The organism is Syntrophobacterales bacterium, assembly GCA_019429105.1.
In the GTDB taxonomy this organism is placed as follows: Bacteria; Desulfobacterota; Syntrophia; order Syntrophales; family UBA5619; genus DYTH01.
Map to the genome: position 1 here is coordinate 23,268 of JAHYJE010000008.1, position 19,009 is coordinate 42,276.

18 protein-coding genes are annotated in these 19,009 nt (G+C 54.8%); 6 read left to right on the forward strand and 12 right to left on the reverse strand.

Annotation, left to right across the window (positions count from 1 at the left end):
- Positions 1–53 precede the first annotated feature (53 nt).
- From rfbA to K0B01_04130, 3 genes are all read left to right on the forward strand, one after another.
- Positions 54–932, forward strand: coding sequence for a glucose-1-phosphate thymidylyltransferase RfbA (gene rfbA, locus K0B01_04120; protein MBW6485320.1), 879 nt, complete (start codon positions 54–56; stop codon positions 930–932).
- A 116-nt stretch (positions 933–1,048) separates the two neighbouring features.
- Positions 1,049–2,503, forward strand: coding sequence for a HAMP domain-containing protein (locus K0B01_04125; protein MBW6485321.1), 1,455 nt, complete (start codon positions 1,049–1,051; stop codon positions 2,501–2,503).
- Positions 2,500–3,939 (forward strand): sigma-54 dependent transcriptional regulator, encoded by a 1,440-nt coding sequence (locus K0B01_04130; protein MBW6485322.1) that lies wholly within the window; start codon positions 2,500–2,502, stop codon positions 3,937–3,939. Before K0B01_04125 ends, K0B01_04130 begins: the two co-directional genes overlap by 4 nt.
- Before the next feature lie 136 nt (positions 3,940–4,075).
- On the opposite strand, the gene K0B01_04135 is transcribed toward K0B01_04130, so the two are convergent.
- From K0B01_04135 to K0B01_04145, 3 genes are all read right to left on the reverse strand, one after another.
- Positions 4,076–4,516, reverse strand: coding sequence for an MOSC domain-containing protein (locus tag K0B01_04135; GenBank protein MBW6485323.1), 441 nt, complete (start codon positions 4,514–4,516; stop codon positions 4,076–4,078).
- Positions 4,517–4,551: 35 nt separating this feature from the next.
- The gene (locus tag K0B01_04140) at positions 4,552–4,932 is read right to left on the reverse strand and encodes a response regulator (GenBank protein ID MBW6485324.1); all 381 of its coding nucleotides are present in this window, start codon (positions 4,930–4,932) and stop codon (positions 4,552–4,554) included.
- 290 nt (positions 4,933–5,222) lie between these two features.
- On the reverse strand, positions 5,223–5,678 hold the full coding sequence (locus K0B01_04145) for a PaaI family thioesterase (GenBank protein MBW6485325.1): 456 nt from the start codon (positions 5,676–5,678) through the stop codon (positions 5,223–5,225).
- A gap of 143 nt (positions 5,679–5,821) precedes the next feature.
- Here K0B01_04145 and rfbC point away from each other — a divergent pair, with 143 nt between their 5' ends.
- Complete coding sequence (gene rfbC / locus K0B01_04150; GenBank protein ID MBW6485326.1) at positions 5,822–6,364, forward strand: dTDP-4-dehydrorhamnose 3,5-epimerase; 543 nt, start codon at positions 5,822–5,824, stop codon at positions 6,362–6,364.
- A 116-nt stretch (positions 6,365–6,480) separates the two neighbouring features.
- Here the strand turns inward: rfbC and K0B01_04155 are convergent, their stop codons facing one another.
- The 3 genes from K0B01_04155 to murI all read right to left on the reverse strand — a co-directional run bounded on the left by K0B01_04155 (position 6,481) and on the right by murI (position 9,206).
- Positions 6,481–7,455 carry an alpha/beta hydrolase family protein gene (locus tag K0B01_04155; protein ID MBW6485327.1) on the reverse strand — a complete coding sequence of 325 codons (975 nt, stop codon included), beginning with the start codon at positions 7,453–7,455 and terminating at the stop codon, positions 6,481–6,483.
- A gap of 61 nt (positions 7,456–7,516) precedes the next feature.
- Positions 7,517–8,344 (reverse strand): MBL fold metallo-hydrolase, encoded by an 828-nt coding sequence (locus K0B01_04160; protein MBW6485328.1) that lies wholly within the window; start codon positions 8,342–8,344, stop codon positions 7,517–7,519.
- A gap of 40 nt (positions 8,345–8,384) precedes the next feature.
- Positions 8,385–9,206: a glutamate racemase gene (gene murI / locus K0B01_04165; GenBank protein MBW6485329.1), complete on the reverse strand. Its 822-nt coding sequence runs from the start codon at positions 9,204–9,206 to the stop codon at positions 8,385–8,387.
- A 343-nt stretch (positions 9,207–9,549) separates the two neighbouring features.
- Between murI and aroQ the strand changes: the two genes are divergently transcribed.
- Positions 9,550–10,023, forward strand: a complete 474-nt coding sequence (gene aroQ / locus K0B01_04170) for a type II 3-dehydroquinate dehydratase (protein MBW6485330.1) — start codon at positions 9,550–9,552, stop codon at positions 10,021–10,023.
- Entirely contained in the window at positions 10,020–11,021 is a 1,002-nt protein-coding gene (locus K0B01_04175; GenBank protein ID MBW6485331.1) for an alcohol dehydrogenase catalytic domain-containing protein, read from the forward strand. Before aroQ ends, K0B01_04175 begins: the two co-directional genes overlap by 4 nt.
- 46 nt (positions 11,022–11,067) lie before the next feature.
- Here K0B01_04175 and K0B01_04180 read toward each other — a convergent pair whose 3' ends face one another.
- From K0B01_04180 to K0B01_04205, 6 genes are all read right to left on the reverse strand, one after another.
- Positions 11,068–12,579 (reverse strand): malonyl-CoA synthase, encoded by a 1,512-nt coding sequence (locus K0B01_04180; GenBank protein ID MBW6485332.1) that lies wholly within the window; start codon positions 12,577–12,579, stop codon positions 11,068–11,070.
- 29 nt (positions 12,580–12,608) lie between these two features.
- Positions 12,609–13,931 carry a TRAP transporter large permease subunit gene (locus K0B01_04185; protein ID MBW6485333.1) on the reverse strand — a complete coding sequence of 441 codons (1,323 nt, stop codon included), beginning with the start codon at positions 13,929–13,931 and terminating at the stop codon, positions 12,609–12,611.
- A 255-nt stretch (positions 13,932–14,186) separates the two neighbouring features.
- On the reverse strand, positions 14,187–14,687 hold the full coding sequence (locus K0B01_04190; GenBank protein ID MBW6485334.1) for a TRAP transporter small permease: 501 nt from the start codon (positions 14,685–14,687) through the stop codon (positions 14,187–14,189).
- A 24-nt stretch (positions 14,688–14,711) separates the two neighbouring features.
- A complete protein-coding gene (gene dctP, locus K0B01_04195; protein MBW6485335.1) occupies positions 14,712–15,716 on the reverse strand; it encodes a TRAP transporter substrate-binding protein DctP in 1,005 nt (334 codons plus the stop codon).
- Positions 15,717–16,109: 393 nt separating this feature from the next.
- Positions 16,110–16,760, reverse strand: a complete 651-nt coding sequence (locus K0B01_04200) for a response regulator transcription factor (protein MBW6485336.1) — start codon at positions 16,758–16,760, stop codon at positions 16,110–16,112.
- Positions 16,757–18,961, reverse strand: coding sequence for a PAS domain S-box protein (locus K0B01_04205; GenBank protein ID MBW6485337.1), 2,205 nt, complete (start codon positions 18,959–18,961; stop codon positions 16,757–16,759). Before K0B01_04205 ends, K0B01_04200 begins: the two co-directional genes overlap by 4 nt.
- Positions 18,962–19,009 lie beyond the last annotated feature (48 nt).

The following is a 19,009-nucleotide window of genomic DNA, read 5'->3' on the forward strand; positions in this document are numbered from 1 at the left end:
TTCCGTTATGTGAGTCTTACCGGGTTTTTACGAAAGTTTATGGAGAACAAGCTATGTCGGGTATTCAAAAGGGCATTGTCCTTGCGGGGGGTTCGGGGAGCAGGCTCTACCCGCTGAACATGGTGGCGAGCAAACAATTGCAGCCGGTATATGACAAGCCGATGATCTACTATCCACTGGCGACGCTGATGATCGCCGGCATCAGGGATATCCTGATTGTTTCGACGCCGCAGGACACCCCACGCTTCGAGGCCCTCCTCGGCGATGGCTCGCGCTGGGGGCTCAGGATTGCCTACAAGGTGCAGCCCCGGCCGCAGGGGATTGCCCAGGCCTTTATCGTCGGCGAGGAGTTCATCGCGCGGGGGCCCGTTTGTCTGATCCTGGGCGACAATATCTTCTACGGGAAGATGGGGCTCGATGCGATCATCGGGGGATTTACTGCTGGCGCCACGGTCTTTGGATATTATGTAAACGACCCGGAGCGCTACGGGGTTGTCGAGTTTGACGGAACGGGAAAGGCCGTGAGCATCGAAGAAAAGCCGGTTGCTCCCAAGTCCTCCTACGCGGTGCCAGGGCTTTACCTTTACGACGAACAGATAACCGGAATCGCCAAAGCGTTGAACCCCTCGGCGCGCGGGGAGCTGGAGATAACGGATGTCAACATGGAGTACCTGCGACGCGGAAAGCTGCAAGTTGTGCCCCTCGGCAGGGGCATCGCCTGGCTCGATACGGGCACCCACGCCAGCCTGCTGGAGGCGAGCCATTTCATCGGCACGCTGGAGGCCAGGCAGGGGCTGAAGATCGCCTGCCTCGAAGAGATCGCCTTTCGCAAGGGTTTCGTGGACAGGGCAGAGATGCGTAAAGTTATCGACGATACCCCGCGCTCAAGTTATCGCGACTATCTGGAAAGGATCTTCGGGGAGAAAGAGTAGCGGAACGTTATTCAGACCGGCATCCCGGAGCTTTTGGCCTCGTGATATCCCCGGCAAAGCGGCAAATGGCCAAGTCCGATTCCGGCATCCCAAGAGAACGGCGGTAGAACACTGCGATGAAAAAAAAGATTATTTTGGGTCTTTCCATCCTTGCCCTGATGTTTTTATTCGGCGGGCTCTACATCTTCAGGACCACGGAAGCGATCAGCTACGATCTGCATCGCATTACCCGGATGTACCAAACGATGGTTCTTAGGAATAACCTCCTTTTGAGCATCAAGAAAAACCAGGAAAAGATCATTCTCCGGGGCAAATGCTTGGTGCCGGAGAATTTGTCGGGTGCGGCCGGCATGGTGGAAATTGTCGAGAGGTGCGTCCTCTGTCATGCCTCTACTCACACACCCACCTACGGGAAGATGATCGCTTTGAAAGAGGAAATTCTAACCTACAATGCCGCGACGCTTAATGTTTTTGCCGCCGATCCCCTCTCGCCGCTCGCAGGACAGCGGGCGGATGCGGCGCTGACCTTGGGGGATAAACTAATAGGGACAACCGAGAACATGATCAAGGTCACCAGCATCAATCTGGAGAAGCAGGAGCGGAATGTTCTTCGGAGGATAAACCAGCGAAAGTTCACCCTGTTCGTGCTGCTTACTATAGGCCCGTTTTTTGCCGTGGGGTTGGCCTTTTTCCTGATCCGCGGGCTGACCAGACCCGTCAACAGCCTGCTGGACGCCACTCGCAGGCTCAAGGGCGGAGATTTGGAACATCGAATTGAAGGACTGAAGGATGAATTTGGGGAAGTGGCCGAATCGTTTAACGAAATGGCGTCATCCCTGAAAAAGCAGATGCTTGTCATGCAGCGGACGGAGCAATTGCGGGTCTGCGGGGAGATGTCGGCGGGGCTTGCCCATGAAATCCGGAACCCTCTTGCCGGGATGAAGGTGACGATCGAGGTGTTGTTGTCGGAACTGACGCTGGAGCCGCAGGACCGCGAGGCGCTCGAAAAGGTGGTCGAGCAGATACGACATATCGAGCTGCTGATGAAGAATCTTCTCAATTATGCCCGGCCGGCGGCAGCCCAGCCGACCAGCGTCGCTGTCAATAAACTCCTCGAGCAGCAGGTATATTTCATTATGAAGCACCCGTCGTTCGTCTCCGGCAATCCGCGCAAGCAGATAATCAAGGAATTTGCTGAGTCCCTGCCGGAAATTATGGGCGATCCCCAGCAACTGCAGCAGGTTTTTCTCAATCTTTTGCTGAACGCTGCCGACGCCGTCCCGGAGGGAGGAACCATAAGGATAACAACAGGGCAGGACACGCAGAAAAAGACCGTTTCCATCGGGATCAGCAATACGGGAAAAGGCATTCCTGCCGAATTGATGGCGAGGATATTCCTGCCCTTCTTCACAACCAAGGGGAAGGGCTCCGGGACTGGTCTGGGATTGGCCGTTTCCAAACGGATTGTCGAAGAACATGGCGGCGTAATTGAGGTTCACAATAATGTTCCTGATGGGGTTACGTTCACAGTTGCCTTGCCCGTCGGAAAGCAAGTAGAGAGATCAGTATGAAGAACCATGGACGTATTTATCTCGTTGATGATGACGAGCTGATTCTGGCAATGCTTGCCCGAACCCTGAAACGTGAGGGCTACGAGGTGCGCACCAATGCCGGTGATGCAAAACTCGTCGAAAGCATCGTCGAGTGGTCGCCGGATGTCGTTCTGCTCGATGTCAACCTGCCGGGGCAAAACGGCGTGGAGGCGCTTCAGGTTCTGAAAGGTGAAGCGGTTGCGATGGAAGTCATTATGCTGACTGCCGACGATTCGGCGGAGACCGCGGTGAGGGCCATGAAGATCGGCGCCTGGGATTACCTTACCAAACCGTTCAACGTCGATGAGGTCAAGATCGTCATCCGGAATGCAATGGAAAACGTCAAGCTCAAAAAAGAGGTCGAATATCTCAGAAAAATCAGTTCATCATTTTTTGAGAACGATTTTTGGGGTTTTTCCAAGGCAAAAAAAGAGTTGAAGGCGAAGGTGGAAAGGATAGCCGAGGCGCATGTCTCCAGCATCCTGATAACCGGGGAAAGCGGCGTCGGCAAGGAGGTCATAGCGCGCAATATCCACGGAATGATGCACGGACAGGCTATCAGCTCCGCCAGCCCCTTTATTCCAGTCAATTGCAGCGCCCTGCCGGATACCCTCCTGGAGAGCGAGCTTTTCGGCTACGAGAAGGGCGCCTTTACCGACGCCAAAAAAAGCAAGAAGGGGCTTTTTGAAGAGGCCGACGGGGGCACACTGCTGCTGGATGAACTGGGCGAGATGAAGTTGAGCCTGCAGAGCAAGCTCCTGCGCGCCCTGGAGGAGAGAGTGGTAAGAAGAATCGGCGGGCGGGAAGAGAGACCCTTCGACGTGACCGTCGTCGCCACGACCAACAGGGATTTGTCCGGAGCGGTGGAAAAGGGCGAGTTCCGGATGGATCTCTTCTACCGTCTCAACGCCTTTGCCTTGAACGTGCCTCCCCTGCGGGATCCGGACAGACGGGCGGATATCCTTGTTTTGGCCAACAATTTTCTTGCCTCCTTCGCGAAGGAGTACAAAAAGGGCGTTGAGGGGTTTTCTCCCGAGGCCGAGAAATTGATGCTGGCGTATGGGTGGCCGGGAAATGTCAGGGAACTCAAAAACGTCGTGCGGGGAATAGTGGTGTTTCATAACATGAAGCTCATCATGCCTGAACACCTGCCCGTGGAAATCATCGGTTGGGCATATCCCGAGACAAGCCAACGGGAAGAGAAATTCCTTTTGCCGGCGGCGGGGATCTCCCTTGATGAGGTGGAAAAAGACCTGATTGTGCAAGCGCTTGAAATGACGGCGCACAACAAGGCGAAGGCCGCCAGGCTTTTGAATATCAGTTACGATTCGTTTAGATATCAACTCAAGAAATTCGGCTTGGACTGGGGCAGTGAAAAAGAGGCGCACCCCCGGTACATCCCCCGCGAGTTATAAGAAGTTCCCTAATCTCCGTTAATCACAAGCTTGGAAAAGGCCCCGGAGGGAAGGGAGGAGGAGACTCCCCAGCCGGGGCCGGCGGGGAGGGCGCCCCACTTTCATCAGCCACGGTTCAACTTTTTGCCCCTGGTTTTTAGCCGATGACTTCTATCTCATCTTCGGGCTTTATCGTCCCTTCCCGAATAACTATGGCGAAGATGCCCTCGCGCGGCATCACGCAGTCCCCGACAAGCCTGCGGATCTCGCACTCCATGTGGCATTCCTTGCCAATTTGCGTTACCTCAAGCTCCACTTCGCTTCCCACCCGGAGTCTCGTCCCGATGGGGAGATTCATAACCGCAATCCCCACGGTTGTGATATTTTCTGCGAAATCGCCTGGTTGGAGCTGCATCTTAGTCAGCTTTGCCTGGAGCTTATCGATGCTTTCCCGGGCAAGCAGGCTTACCTGCCGATGCCATTTGCCGGCATGCGCGTCGCCTATGATGCCGTGATCGATAAGCAGTTCACAGGAGGGGACGGGATGTTTGCGGACGCCTTTTTCCGAACTGATATTTACCGCCAAGACCTTTGCCATAATCTTCTTTCTTAAGTATATAAAATTATTAAGAACTACTGTTCTTCGATGATTCGTTTCACAAGCATTCTTATCTGCATGAGGTCGAAGGGTTTGGGAACGAACATGTAGGCATTCTTCTCAATGTTTTCCCTCATGTCGTCGCTGATGATCCCCGCGCTCATCATGACCACCTTCGTCGTGGGGGAGACAGCCCTGATTTTTTTCAACACTTCCGTGCCGTCAGTGTCCGGCAGGAAAATGTCGAGGAAACACAGATGGCAGGGCGAAGAGTTAATTTCCGCAAGGGCGCCCTCACCCGTTTCCGCCGTGGCTACCTCGGCGCCCGCCTCCGTCGCATCTTTCTTGATGACCTTTGCCAATCCCTGGAGGATCAAGGCATCGTCATCGACGATAAGAATTCGTTTCCTGCCCATAGCTTTTCCCGATTCGCCGTCTAAAAATAGCATTTTCACACGAGCTGTCAACGGCAAAATGCAATTAACATACCATCGTTGAAGAAAACGTAAACTCCAGCAATAATGAAGCCCCGGGGGCGCAGAACAAAAAATTGGCTCTGCGAGGGGAAGAGATAATGGTTATTTCGCCAAGGCCATCTGGTTATTTAGCCATTTTTTAAGACCGCTGTTCCATGAAAAACGGTAATGAGTCGAATATTGCCAGGATTTGTCCTGCGGGGAGGGCCGTCCCCTCGGGAATGGATAATTTAGCGATTCAAGCCGACGGTTATGCCGTCCGCCTCGGAACCCTGTTCAAGGATTACCAAACGCACGCGGCCGGTCGCGATCAGCCGTTCGCGATCATCCGTTACCTGCCCCTCCCAAACCTGTGAGCGTTTTCCCGCAAAGACGGGCCGGGCAGTGCAGCGAATGGTTCCCGAGCGCACCGCTCGCAGGAAAGAGGTGGAATTATCCAGCCCAACCGCGCTTTTCCCCTCGGAATAAACGCTCAGCGCCGCTCCCAGGCTGCATAAAGTCTCGATTGTGGCGGAGTACACGCCGCCGTGCACTATCCCGTACGGCTGAAGGTGTCGCTCATCAACATCCAATTCGGCAACGTACTCTTCCGGGGTGGCCTTGACGAAACGAAGGCCCATTAACTTCTCAAAGCCGCCGGCAATTTCGTTGATCATCGTCAGGATATTTTCAGGTAATTCATTCATTATTTATCGCTCCTTGCTTGGCATTTTGAAAATTTCCCGTAAGATGAAACGGGGGGAGCTCTCTACTATGGGAAATATTTCTTGACAAGCAAAAAAAGCGCCCCTATACCTCCAGCGAAAGCAATACTTCAGGGGAGGAAGAGATGGACGTTGTTCAGACCGGCATTCCGGGGCTGCTAATTATCGAACCGCATGTTTTCGGAGATGAACGGGGATTTTTCTACGAGAGCTTCAACCAGCGCGTCTGGGAGGAAAAGACGGGACTCAAGACGACTTTTGTCCAGGACAACCATTCCCGCTCGAACCATAACGTCCTGCGGGGGCTGCACTATCAGGAAAAACAGCCCCAGGGCAAACTGATCCGGGTTATTATCGGCGAGGTTTATGACGTCGCCGTTGATATCCGGAAAAATTCGCCGACCTTCGGGAAGTGGGAGGCGGTTATTCTCACCGCCGAAAACAAACGGCTGCTCTGGATTCCGGAGGGTTTTGCCCACGGATTTTTGGTTTTATCCGATGTTGCCGAATTTCTTTATAAAACAACTGATTACTGGGCGCCCCAGTACGAGCGCGCCATCATCTGGAACGACCCCACCCTGGCTATCGCCTGGCCCCTTCAGGGGGAGCCGAAATTGTCCTCAAAAGACGAAGCGGGCAGAAAGTGGGCCGAGGCTCGGTTCTTTTAGCCGAATGCCGAGCGGGTGGATAGGCCGCCGCTTGGCAGAAGGAGCGGCGTCGTTTTTTGCCAGCAGAAAGACAGCATAACAGTACTTTGTCGGTTTCTCTTGCCGGGATAATTGCTCTACAGGTGGGCCAGGGCATTGCTGATCGCCGCCAGAAAATGACGACGATGAAAGAGAAACGCCCCGACATGGCCGGTGCGAATCCATTTTATTGTTGCTCCCGGCCAGTGGGAGTGAAGCAGGGCGGCCGACGCTCGCGGCACGTAGGCATCCATTTTGGCTGCAACAAGATATGCGGCTTCCGGTTTGCGGGGAGCGGGAAACCTTGTAAGATTTGTAAGATCAAGCATTTCCCTCATAAATTCGATAGCCTTTTCACCTTCGCCCAGTTCCCTGTTCAGGACGTCCCAGGCAAGATAACGGCTCAACACCCCTTCCGTGAAAACAACGCTGGCCGAATGGGCGGTAAGGCAGCCGATTACGGCGACCGGCGATTCCTCCAGCACCGCTACCCTGGCGGCGATGCTGCCCCCCATGCTGATACCGCAAACGCCCAGTTTTTTGTATCCCTCTTCCCGCAGCCAACAAAGCAGGGAGCGCCCCTCCTCGGCGGCGGCCCCGCCCATTGTCACCAGGTCGCTGAAATGATTAAGCATCTTTTTCTGCTGTCCAGCCGGTCGGCGTTTTCCGTAATAGGGATTTTCCAGGATCAGCGAACCGATCCCGGATTTTAAGAGCGGCAAGGCAAAAAGCGCGCGGCGTCGGGAAAAACCCTCGTCGCCGGTAGCGGCCAAATGAAGGCAGATCGGTGTTTCCGGGGATGCATCCGAGGGAAGCGCCAGTTCAAAAAAGGCCTTTTTGCTTGCCTCGGGAAGCGGCAGCGCGTTGTATGGGGAGAGAAATGCACCCTGCCGCAGGACAGCCTCCTTCGTCTCCAGCGTCTTTTCCCAGACAACATCTATGGGCCGGGGCGCGCCATTGTCATCGCCTTTTTGCATCAGTTCCCGCAGGCGCGGCAAGTCGCCCCATCCATCCTTGAAAAAAAGGCGCCGATTGGAATGTTTCGCATAGACGCGGTCAAGAATGCTTGTCATCTTTCCAATTTCTCCGGGAAGTCTTCCGCCTGCAGCCGGTCTTTCCGCACAGTAGCGTTGTTTACAGCGCTGCCCCTGTTTGCTTCAGGGAACTGATCACGGAGCGCACCAGGTTTTCCATGCTCACATTGCCCAGACACAGCAGTTTTATTCCCCAGGCTTCCTTAAGAGGCAGGGTTTTCATGATCCGGGAGGAGTCCATCCCCTGCAGCGCCAGCCCGGCTATTCTCCCGTATAAATCCTCAAGGTACTGCAATTTTTTGCCAAGGAAGTCCTTGCCATTTTTCGGTTTGGGGTGATGCGCGCAGAAAAGCGCGTCGAAATCCAGGGTAAGCGCCTTCCTCAGGGACTCGATCTGCTCCTTGATGCGTTCGTCGGCGCGAAAATATTTTATATGGCTGGAGAGGTAAAGATCGCCGGAGAAAAGCCAGCCCTCATCGGGCGCCAGATAGGCGATATGGTCCCGGGAATGACCGGGCGTGGGGATGGGCAACAAACGCAGGCCGAATTCCTCCCAGACATCCGGCAAGATTTTGAGCTCGACGGGAGGGGCGGCGCCCCACACCAGGTGCTGGTAAGGCAAAATCCGGGAGGGCCGGGAGAGCTTCTCTGCCGTAAGTTGCGCCCCGTAAATGGGTATGCCGAAGGTGTCTTTGATGGGCCGGGCGTTGCCGCTGTGATCCTCGTGACAGTGGGTCAGAAGAACGGTTTTGATTCCTTCTTGCTTAACCATCTCCAGCACCGCGGGCCGCATATGGGACAAGGCGGTGTCTATCAGTACCGGTCCGATCCGGTAGCTGCTTACCGTCATCAGGGGATGGCCCAGGGGCGACCATCCGAACTCCCAGCCCCGCACCTTGCCGAATTCATGCTTCTTTACAAGCTTCATAGCGCCTTTCTGACAATTTTTTCTTCCCGATTTCGGGAACCTACCATCTGACTATTTCCAGCGGCGCCAGCGGCCGTTTCAGGAAGCTTTCACCAGTCTGCTGAAAACGGTACGGGGCGTCGGTTACGAAAAAACGATGTTCGGGATTTTCCCGAGGGGGTGCTTCCAGCCCCTTTTCCTTAAGAAGACGGGCGGCCACTTCCGCGACCGCGATCGCCGAATCAACAAGCATGATTTCGGGTCCCGCCGTTTCCTGGAGCAGCGGCTTCAGCAGTGGATAATGGGTGCAGCCGAGGACAAGGGTGTCTATCTGCCGGGCGAGAACCGAAGCGAGGTATTCCCGGGCGATCAGGATGGTTGCCGGATGGTCGAGCCAACCCTCTTCGACGAGGGGCACAAAGAGCGGACAGGCCTTTGAAAATACGCTAATTTCATGATCGCGTCTGTGTATTGCCCGGGTGTAGGCATCGCTTCCGATCGTTGCCGGGGTGCCGATTACCCCGACTCTTTTTGTTTTCGTGGCTGCACAGGCCATCCCCGCGCCGGCCTGGATGACGTCGAGAACGGGAACGGCAGAGAGTTCGCTGATTGCCTCATACGCGACCGCGGACATGGTGTTGCAGGCGACGATCAGCAGTTTTACGTCCCTGGCAAGCAGGAATCCGGTAATCTGCCGGGCGTAACCGATAATGGTCTCCGCCGATTTGACGCCGTAGGGGACACGGGCGGTGTCCCCGAAATAGATGATTTTCTCAAAAGGGAGGCGCTCCAGCAAGGCGCGGACAACCGTCAGTCCCCCGACGCCGGAGTCGAACACCCCGAGCGGATTGCCGGTCTTGTTAAAGGCCGCAGCAGATTTCATCAAACAATTCCCCGCAAAGCATTCAAGCATCCCCCTGCCAAAGTTCCTTCACCCTCTCTTCGCCCCTTCGTTTCTCCTATACGCTTGTACTTTACGGAGCGGCTTTATCACAATCGGAACGGAGGCACAACGGGACCTTTAAAAAAAGTGCCTGCCCGGGCCATTTCTGCCGCTTCAAGGGTTACACCGGCAATGAATAATTTTCATCGGCTTCCGGATAAACCTGCATAATCCAAAAGGGTATGGATTTCCTCATCAATGTACGATATAAACCATCAGGCCCGGCGCAAGCAAAGCGGGGAAGGAACCTGAAGTGTATTTTAATGTAAAACAGAGGTGAAACATGAAAAAAATTATTGTCTTGCACGGGGTTAACCTCAATATGTGCGGGATGAGGGAACAAACCCACTACGGGGATTCCACCCTTGCCGACATCAACCGGCGGCTGGAGGAACTCGGCGCGGAACTGGGGTGCGGCGTTGAGATGTTCCAGACAAATTCGGAGGCTAAGTTCTGCGAAAAAATCCATCAGATCCATCAGGGAAAGTTTGACGCGGTTCTGATCAACGCCGGCGCCTGGACCCATTACAGCTATGCGCTGAGGGATGCGTTAGCCATTCTGCAAATCCCGATTGTGGAGGTGCATATGTCCAATATCCACGCGCGGGAAGAGTTCCGCCATTTTTCCGTGATAGCGCCGCTGGCAAAGGGACAGATTGCCGGCTTCGGCGTCCAGAGCTATCTGCTCGGCCTCCGGGCGGCATTCGCGCTGGTTGAGGAACCCCTTCCCGAAACAGGCAGGATCAAACAACCATGAAAGCAGCCGTCCTCCTGGAACCAGGCAGAATTGAAATCCTCGACGTCCCCATTCCCACCCCCCGCGGGGGCGAAGTTCTGGTGCGCATTGTCGGGGCGGGGATCTGCGGGACAGACTATGCAAAATACAAGGGGGACTTGAAGGGGAATTTCCCCGTCGTGGCGGGGCATGAAGGGGTAGGCCGGATTGTCGCCCTCGGCCCGGGCGCAGAGGGGAGCAGCGTCGGCGACATGGTGGCGATTCAGCCCAATTTTGCCTGCGGAAAATGCGAGACATGCCGGCAGGGGCGGGGAAACATCTGCCCGAACCGGATCAGGCTGGGGCTGGATGTGGACGGTGTTTTTGCCCAATACGCAACTGCCCCGAGCAGATACGTCTGGAAACTGCCGGAAGGCCTCTCCTGGGAAAGGGCGGCCTTGACCGAACCGCTCTCGGTGGCTCTGCATGGAATCGCGAAAATGACGCCCTCGGCCGCAGAGCGGGTGCTCGTTTACGGGACGGGCGCGATCGGTCTTCTGTACGTTCAGTTGGCTGTTCTGAAAGGGGCTAAAGTAACGGCGTTCAATCATTCCGAGGGACGTCTCGCCGCGGCCCGGAGGCTGGGCGCCGAAAAGACGATCAGTTCGCTGCCGCTTTTGGAGGAGGAAGGGGAAAAATTCACCGTAATTTATGAAACGAGCGGTTCCCCCGCCGCCCTCAACCAGGTCATCGGGCTTGCCGCCCCCGGCGCCCGGATTCTGCTGACGGGTCTGCCGGAAAGGGATTCGCCGGTCTCAACGGCGCTCATTGCCCGCAAAGAGCTGCTGATAGCCGGGGCGATGACCTATATAGACGAATTCGCCGTCGCAATCGAGATGCTGCAAGACGGTTCGATCGACTCGGAGGCGATTATCACCAACATATATCCGCTGGAAAATATCCCCGAGGCGCTTGCCGATTTCCGCTCCCCAGCGCGCATCAAGGACTTGGTGCTGATCGATGCCGGCAGTCAGAAATGAAATTCGGACATTTCCGCAAAAACGCTAAATTTGGAGACCTGACCCCCTAACTATAAATTTCCCGAAGGGCTTTTTTCTGGATCTTGCCCATGGCGTTGCGTGGCAGGGCGTCGAGGAAATAGACGCGCTTGGGAACCTTGAATCCGGCCAGCTCGCCCTTGAGGGACGCAATAATTCCCGCTTCGGTAAGCGCTAGTCCCGTTTCGTTGTTCTGGCGGATGACTACGGCGACTACGGCCTCCCCGAAATCGGCATGGGGCACGCCGATTACCGCCGATTCCGTCACCCCGGGGAGCATGTCGATCATCTCCTCGATCTCTTTCGGATAAATGTTGAGACCGCCGCTGATGACGAGGTCCTTGGCGCGACCGCTGATGGAGATGTAGCCGTCTTTGTCAATTTTCCCCAGATCGCCGGTTTTGAAGAAGCCGTCCGCGGTGAATTCCTCTTTGGTCTTTTCCGGCATCTTCCAGTAGCCGAGAAAGATGCTTTTACCCTTCACCTGGATGCTGCCGACCTCGTCCGTTGCCACAGGCCGATTTTCTTCATCAACGATCCTGAGCGACACCTCCGGAAGCGGAAAGCCGACCGTACCTCCCCGTCGCTCGCCCTGGTAGGGATTGGAGGTAAACATGTTGCCCTCGGTCATGCCGTAGCGCTCGAGAATCGTCTGGCCGATTCTTTTCTGAAATTCCTGGAATGTTTCCAGTAAAAGCGGCGCCGAGCCGGAGATGAAAAGACGCATCCCGGAACACAGCTTGCGGGTAAAGCCGGGATCGGCCAGCAGGCGCGTGTAATAGGTCGGCACCCCCATGAATACCGTGGCCTTCGGCAGCAGCGTCAGGGCGCGCTTGACGTCAAATTTAGGTTCGAAAAAAATGGGGCTGCCGTTCAAAAGCGAGGTGTGGATCGCAACGAAGAGGCCGTGGACGTGGAATATCGGGAGCATGTGCAAAAGCGCGTCGCCCGGCTGGAAGCCCCAATATTTGTGCAGCACCTGGGCATTGATGGCGAGATTGCGGTGGGAGAGCATTGCTCCCTTGGAGCGCCCGGTGGTCCCGGAGGTGTAGAGAATGGCGGCCAGGTCGTCGCCGTCGCGGTGAATTGTTGAAAACTGATCGGGCGCGCCCGCCACCCGCATTGTCAAATCCCCACCGCCCTCGTCGTCGAGTTCAAGGACATGGCTTACCCCTGTCTTTTCGGCAAGTTCATTTGCCAACGCCCGGACCTGCGGCCGGCAGACAAAGACGCGCGGCGTCGCATCCGTCAGGAAGTACTCGACTTCATGCCGTTGATAGGCATCGTTCATCGGCAGGTAAACGGCGCCTGCCCGCAGACAGCCCAGATAGAGGAACAGTGCCTGGGGCGATTTTCGGACCTGCACGGCCACGCGGTCGCCCGGTTTTACCCCCAGTGAAACAAGCAGATTGGCACAGCGGGCCGATTCCTCGCGGAGCCTTCCATAGCTGATTTCCGAGCCGTCCGGCAGAATCAGACACGGGGCGGCGGGGTTCTTTGGAAAGCGGGCCTGCAGAATTTCGTACATGTTTTCATTCATAAATCATCTTCTCCCGGTTGTGAAAAAAATTAATTGATCATCATGCCGGGAAGCCAAGTGGCGAGCTGCGGGAAAAAGCAAAGAATCAGCATTCCCAGAAAAAGCAGCAGAATAAAGGGTACTGACCCCCACAAAATGGTGTTGAGCGGGATGTTCGGCACAATCCCCTTGACAACGTAAAGATTCAGTCCGACCGGCGGCGTAATCAGCCCTGCCTCGAGATTCAACGTCATCAGCACTCCAAACCAGACGGGGTCAAAGCCCAGAGCCTTCACAATGGGGTGAATGATGGGAGAGACGATGAGGATGATCGCCACCGGCGGAAGAAAACAGCCCAGCACAAGCAGCAGGATGTTGATCATGAACATGGTAATCCAGCGGCTTACCTGCATGTCCATAATCATGTGGGTCAATGTCTGGGCGATGAAAAGGTTTGTAAGGACGGCGCCGAAAAGAAAAGAGGTGGCGATGATCATCATGATCATTGTACTTTCGCTGGTCGTTTTCAGCAGTATTTCCAGGATGTCCTGCGGACGGTACATTTTGTAGAAGATAATGGCGATGATGAGTATCAAAAAGGCGCCCACGGCGGCCGCCTCGCTGGGAGTGGCCCAGCCGGTGTAAAGGGAGCCCAGCACCATTAAAACTACCACGATAAAGGGCAGCACTTTTAACGTAGAGGAAAATTTCTGCGCTAATGTGTAGATTTCCCCTTTTTGCAGGGGAAAAGCGGCTACATCTTTTCTTCTGCCCAGCGTGTATCCAATGGGCACCCAGGCTGCAAACAATAAAGCAACAAGGAGGCCGGGAAAAATCCCCGCCATGAACAGTTTGCCGATGGATGTTTCCGTTGCTATTCCATAGATGATCATGGTGACGCTCGGCGGAATAAGTATGCCCAGTGTTCCTCCGGCGGTAATGATCCCCGTGGCCAGACCGTCCGGGTAGCCGCGTTTGCGCATTTCGGGAATTCCCATAGTGCCGATCGCTGCCGCCGTCGCCGGGCTCGAGCCGGTAAGCGCCGCAAAAACGGCGCATCCGGCGATGTTGCCGATTCCCAAACCGCCGGGAATCTTGTACAGCCAGCGATGAAAGCACTCGTAAAGGTCTCCGCCGGCGCGGGAGATGGCGACAATCATCCCCATGAAAAGAAAGAGCGGGATGGAAAGAAGACTGAAGTCGTTTACCCCCTCATAGATGGTTTCGGCCATCATCGAGATTTGATAGACATCCATGAAAAGGAAAATGGCGATCAGGGATGTGACTCCCAGCGCAAAAGCAATAGGCATTCCACTGAAAAGAAATACCAAGGCAGTAAAGGTAACGATACCCCCTGTCCAGAGTGGATTCATGATTAACTCTCCCGGTATAATGGCCGCTGCCGTTCTTTTATGCAAACAAAGGAGGCAATTGCAAAACTCCCCATTCTTGTCATTCCCGCAACGATTCTGAGCGGGAAAACGAAGTTTAATGTTCATAATCTGGTTCTAACTGCTTGAAAAAACGATATTCCCGATAGAGACATTATGGACATTAAGCTGCGCTTTCGGGAATGACAAATGGTTTTGCAATTGGCTCAAAGTTATAATTTTGCCCCTGCGCCGCTCTTACGTGTGCCGCTTTTTTACAAGTTCCATGATTTTTATCACATACTGCAGAGAGGTCAGAATCATACCCACCGGAATAATTGCGTAGGGATAAATGAGAGGGGTTGATAAAAGGGAAGAGGAAAGCCAGTTCCCTTCCCAAGCTTCCCACCACATGACGCAGCCTCGCCATGACAGTACAATGCAAAATAGCATCGCAATAAACGAGGTCGCTATGTCCAGTCTGCGGCGAAGTCGAAAAGGGAGCTTATATACGACCATGTCTATATTTATGTGGGCATGGTGCTTGAGCCCGTAGGGCGCGCCCAGAAAGGTGGCGGCGATCAGCAGGTAAACGGCGATCTCCACCTGCCAGATGGTTGCCGCATTCCAGACATAGCGAACCACTACCTGCTCGACAATAATGAGGGTCGCGGCCAGGATGGCAAAGCCGCTCAGATATCCCGATATCTCCGAGAGGCCGCCAATTATCCGGAGAGCCCTATTTTTGACTGGAGCCATCTTGCACCTCTTCCCTTAGGTTTCCTATGGTTTTGTTGCCAAATCCAGGAGCTCTTTGCCGCGCGGCACCTTTTCGGCAAATTGCTTCCAGGCCGTCTCTTCGGCCACCTTTTTCCAGGCCTGCCATTCATCCTTGGTCATCGCATGGACCTTGACTTTATTGGCAGTGAACACCTTTCCAACCTCTTTATTGGCGGCTACAGCGTCATCCCGGGCCTTCTTTTCCATTTCCACCCCCACCTTAAGGACGGCCTTTTGTTGAGACGGGGTCAGGGATGCCCAGGTTTTGGCGCTTATTACCAGTGGTTCTGCCATGTACCAGATGGCGTAGGTTTCCGGGGTGTTGAAATAGTCCAATTGTTCATAAAGGCGGTAGGAAATAAACGATTCCGCCGAGGTAAGGCAGGCATCCAGCACCTTTGTCTGAAGGGCCGTGTAAATCTCGGAGGAAGGCATGCTGGTTATCGAGGCCTTCCGGGTGTTCAGCAGGTGCTCAAAGAACTTGCCGGCGGCCCGGAATTTCAGCCCTTTGGCGTCCTGGGGCAGGATAACCGGTTTGCCGCGGCTGCCGATTCCCCCGCCATACCACAGCCAGGTAATGATCTTCATCCCCTTGTCTTCGGATATTTTGGCGACCCTTTTCCCGATCTCCCTGTCTTTCCAGGCCATCCCTTCATCCACATCCTTGATGATGCACGGCATGAGGGTGATTTCGAGTTCGGGGATTTTCCCCGAGGCGTAGGCCAAGGGAAAAATCGAAAAATCAAGCGCGCCTTTGGCCATGGCATCGTACTGGGCCGTCGCCTTGAAAAGCGCGGAGGAGGGGAAAATCTTGAAGGTAAGCTCTCCGTTGGTCGCTTTTTCCACCCCCTTGGCAAACTCGACGGCCAGGGCGTTGCGGGCGTCTGCTTCGGTGAATTGGTGGGAAATTTTCAGTTCTCGGGCCTCAACTGCACTTACAGTAAAGATTGTGCACCAGAACAACCCGACCAACAAGGCGCTGAAAACACGTTTTCCGAAATGGTTCATATCGCTCCTCCTTTTATTGTTGGAGATCTTGAAAGTATTGAAACATTTTCCGCTTTTTCCCGGGCGCCGCCCCCGGAGCAAACAATCAGGCAAAACCAGAGTTATCCGGTCAGATATAAAACGCTCCCTCTCCCCGGATCGAGGAGATAGAAAACACTCCCTCTCCCCCCGGGAGAGGGTTGGGGTGAGGGCAAAACGGTCCCTGCAATTCCCTAACCGGACAACACTGATTTTTTATATTAAGGCATGATAATCTTCGCTGCCCTTATAAAACGTCAGAGTCCATCCGTCTATCAGGAAAGCTTGATATTTTTGTGCTACATCCTTGAGAAACTCACATTGATGATTGTTGCTTGGCGAAGCGGCGGCAGTGTCTTGAAGGGGCTTTCTGCGTTAGATGGAGGTCAGCCCATGCTGGATGGCGAATTTGACAAGGCCCGGCAGGTCTTTTATCCCGAGCTTCTTCATCAGATGACTGCGGTACGTCTCCACGGTTTTCGGGGACAAAAAAAGAATTTCCGCAATCTTGTTGTTAGGGTTTCCTTCCACCAGCAGTTGGAGAATCGCCCGTTCGCGGGGGCTCAATCTGTCCAGGGGGCTCTTCGCTTCGGCAATTTCCCGCGACCGGAGGTAATCGGTAATGATCGTGTCGGACAGAGACGGGCAAAGGTAGGATTTTCCCGAATTAACGGAGATAATCGCCTGGATCACATCGGCGCCCGCCGATTCCTTCAGGAGATAACCCTTCGCCCCGGCCTTGAAGGCTCGGAAAATATGTTCCGCGGTGGAATACATCGACAACATGATAATGTTGGTTGCAGGACACGCCTCTTTGATCTGGGCCGTTGCCTCGATGCCGTTGAGAATCGGCATGGCGATGTCCATAAGCACTATGTTCGGACACAGGGACGCAACCTGACGGACGGTCTCCCGTCCGTCGCCCGCTTCGCCAACGACGCTGATTTTCGGGTTGGTATCCAGCAATAAGCGAAGTCCTTCCCGGAACATGGCGTGATCGTCCGCCAAAAAAACCGTGATGATCATAACGGCACCTCTACCGATACACGGGTCCCTTTGCCCTGAACCGAAGTTATGTCTCCCGCCCCACCCACCGCGATTGCCCGCTCAACCATCGTGCTGAGCCCCCATCCCCAGTGTTCGCTGCGTTTTTCACGCTCCTGTTGTTTGTACCCGACGCCGTTGTCGGCTACGGTAATGTGCAAATGATTTTCCCCGACGGTGATGGTTATGACCGCTTCCGTTGCCTGCGCATGTTTGATTACGTTGGTCAATGCCTCCTGAACAATGCGGAACATCGCATTTTCAATATGCTGGGAAAGGCGGGGGATCGCATCATTGATCTGGACAACCACCCGGATGTCGGCCCGGGAGGCGCATTGCTCGCCGTACAGGCGGATCGCGGCCTCCAGTCCATAATCGTCGAGGACGGGCGAGCGCAGCTCCTCCATCAAATTGCGGATGCTGTCCGTGGTCTGTTTGACGATTGTCAGCGAGTCGGTTATTCGCGAATGAAGCTGTTCCGAATATTTTTCCGGAAGCAGGGTCTTGAGCATATTGATGTTCATCCCCAGAATCGCCAGGTTCTGCCCTATCCGGTCATGCAGCTCGCGGGAGATGATTTTCCGGTTATTTTCCTCAAGTTCCGCCATCTCCCAGGTTAGCTCGCGGAGCTGGGCGTTTTTTTGCCGTATCTTCTCTACCGCCCGCTTGCGTTCCGTGACGTCATTGAGAACCGTTATCTCGCCTTCCTTGATGAAGATCGTGCGAAATTCGATTTCCCTTGCCTGTCCGTCCTTGCAGGCGACGGTGAATTCCGCATCGCCTCTGCGTCCAGGGGAGTTCTTTTTTTCTCTCCAGAAAGCCCTTACTTTTTTCAGGTAATCACTGTCCGGAAATGCCTGTTTCTGCCACTCCCGGACGACGGCAAAATCCTCGGCGGTATAACCGATGATGTCGGTGACCGCCGGATTCAAATACTGGAAGGCGCCCTGCCGGTCGATCAGGACGATGCCGCTGGGGTCGTTTTCAAGGATCGTGGAGAGGATGTTCCGTTCCTTTTCCAGCTCTCGGTCCGTCCGTTTGTGCTCCAGCAGTTCGTGCTGAAGGCTGGACAATGTTTCGCGCAACTGCTTGGCCATACGGGAAAAGCTGTCTGCCAGCGTGCCGATTTCGTCGCCCCGGGTCCTGACTGCTGAGAGTCGCAAGCGTACTGACTCAAGATCGCTGTCGCTGAAATTGCCGAACGTCAGATCCGTAACGGCCTCGGTGAGGACGTCAATCGGGAGCAGCGCCCACCTTATTGCCCACCAGGAGGCGACAACGAGGATGAGAAGCGCCCCGCAGATGATTGTCAACGTCATGTTCCGGAAGAAAATTATGTTGGAGAGCACTTCCGCTTTTTGCTGCTGCACAACTACTCCCCAGCCATTGTTAAGCAGATCGATCTGGGCGAACCATTCTTTGCCATCCTCTGCGCGGAAGGTGATCAACCCTTTCTCCCCGCGTCTGAGCGCCGTGATCGGCGAGGACGAACTCAGATCCCGGAAACTGTCGAAGAAGGCCGGATCGGGATGGGCGATCACCAGATTCCGGTTATCGACCAGATAGGCCGAGCCCGTTTTTCCGAGGCGGGGGACCTGCACCTGCCGGCTGAGATTGTCCAGATCCATTGCAAACATGCCGACCCCGACGATGCTTGCCGCACCGTTTTTGATCGGCATCGACACTACCAGCCCGGGCCGGTTGATGGTTCGGCTGATTACGCTTTCAAAGGTCACCGGTGCCCCCTTCCTGGCCTGCTGGAACCAGGAGCGGTCGCGATAGTCGATCGGTCTCTTGTCATCGCTGCGGGCGATATTCATGCCGCGCAGGTCGGTTGTGCTCAAAAGATACATATAAGGATAGGCGGCGGCCATCTTTTTCAGCAGCAGCTTTTGCCGGGTCGGGTTCATCCCGATCATGTCATTTTGGGAGATGAAGTACTGGAAGGTTTTTATCTGGGTATCCAGCCATAAAGATACCGAGAGGCCCAACTGGCGATTGGCATTGAGCAATTGCGTCTGGGCGTTTTGCTCCATGATGGACAGGGCGCGGCTGCTGATAAAAATCGCCGAGGTGACGAGAATCAGGACGGCGATTGCCAGCACCATGATGATCAGGCGGGTTTTGAGCCCCGCCTGACGGGAAATTTTGCCGAATGCCTTACGCCGTAAGCCTGAGATCATCCCTGCCTCCTTGGAAATTGCGAAGAAGGATATTTGTAACTATTCAGC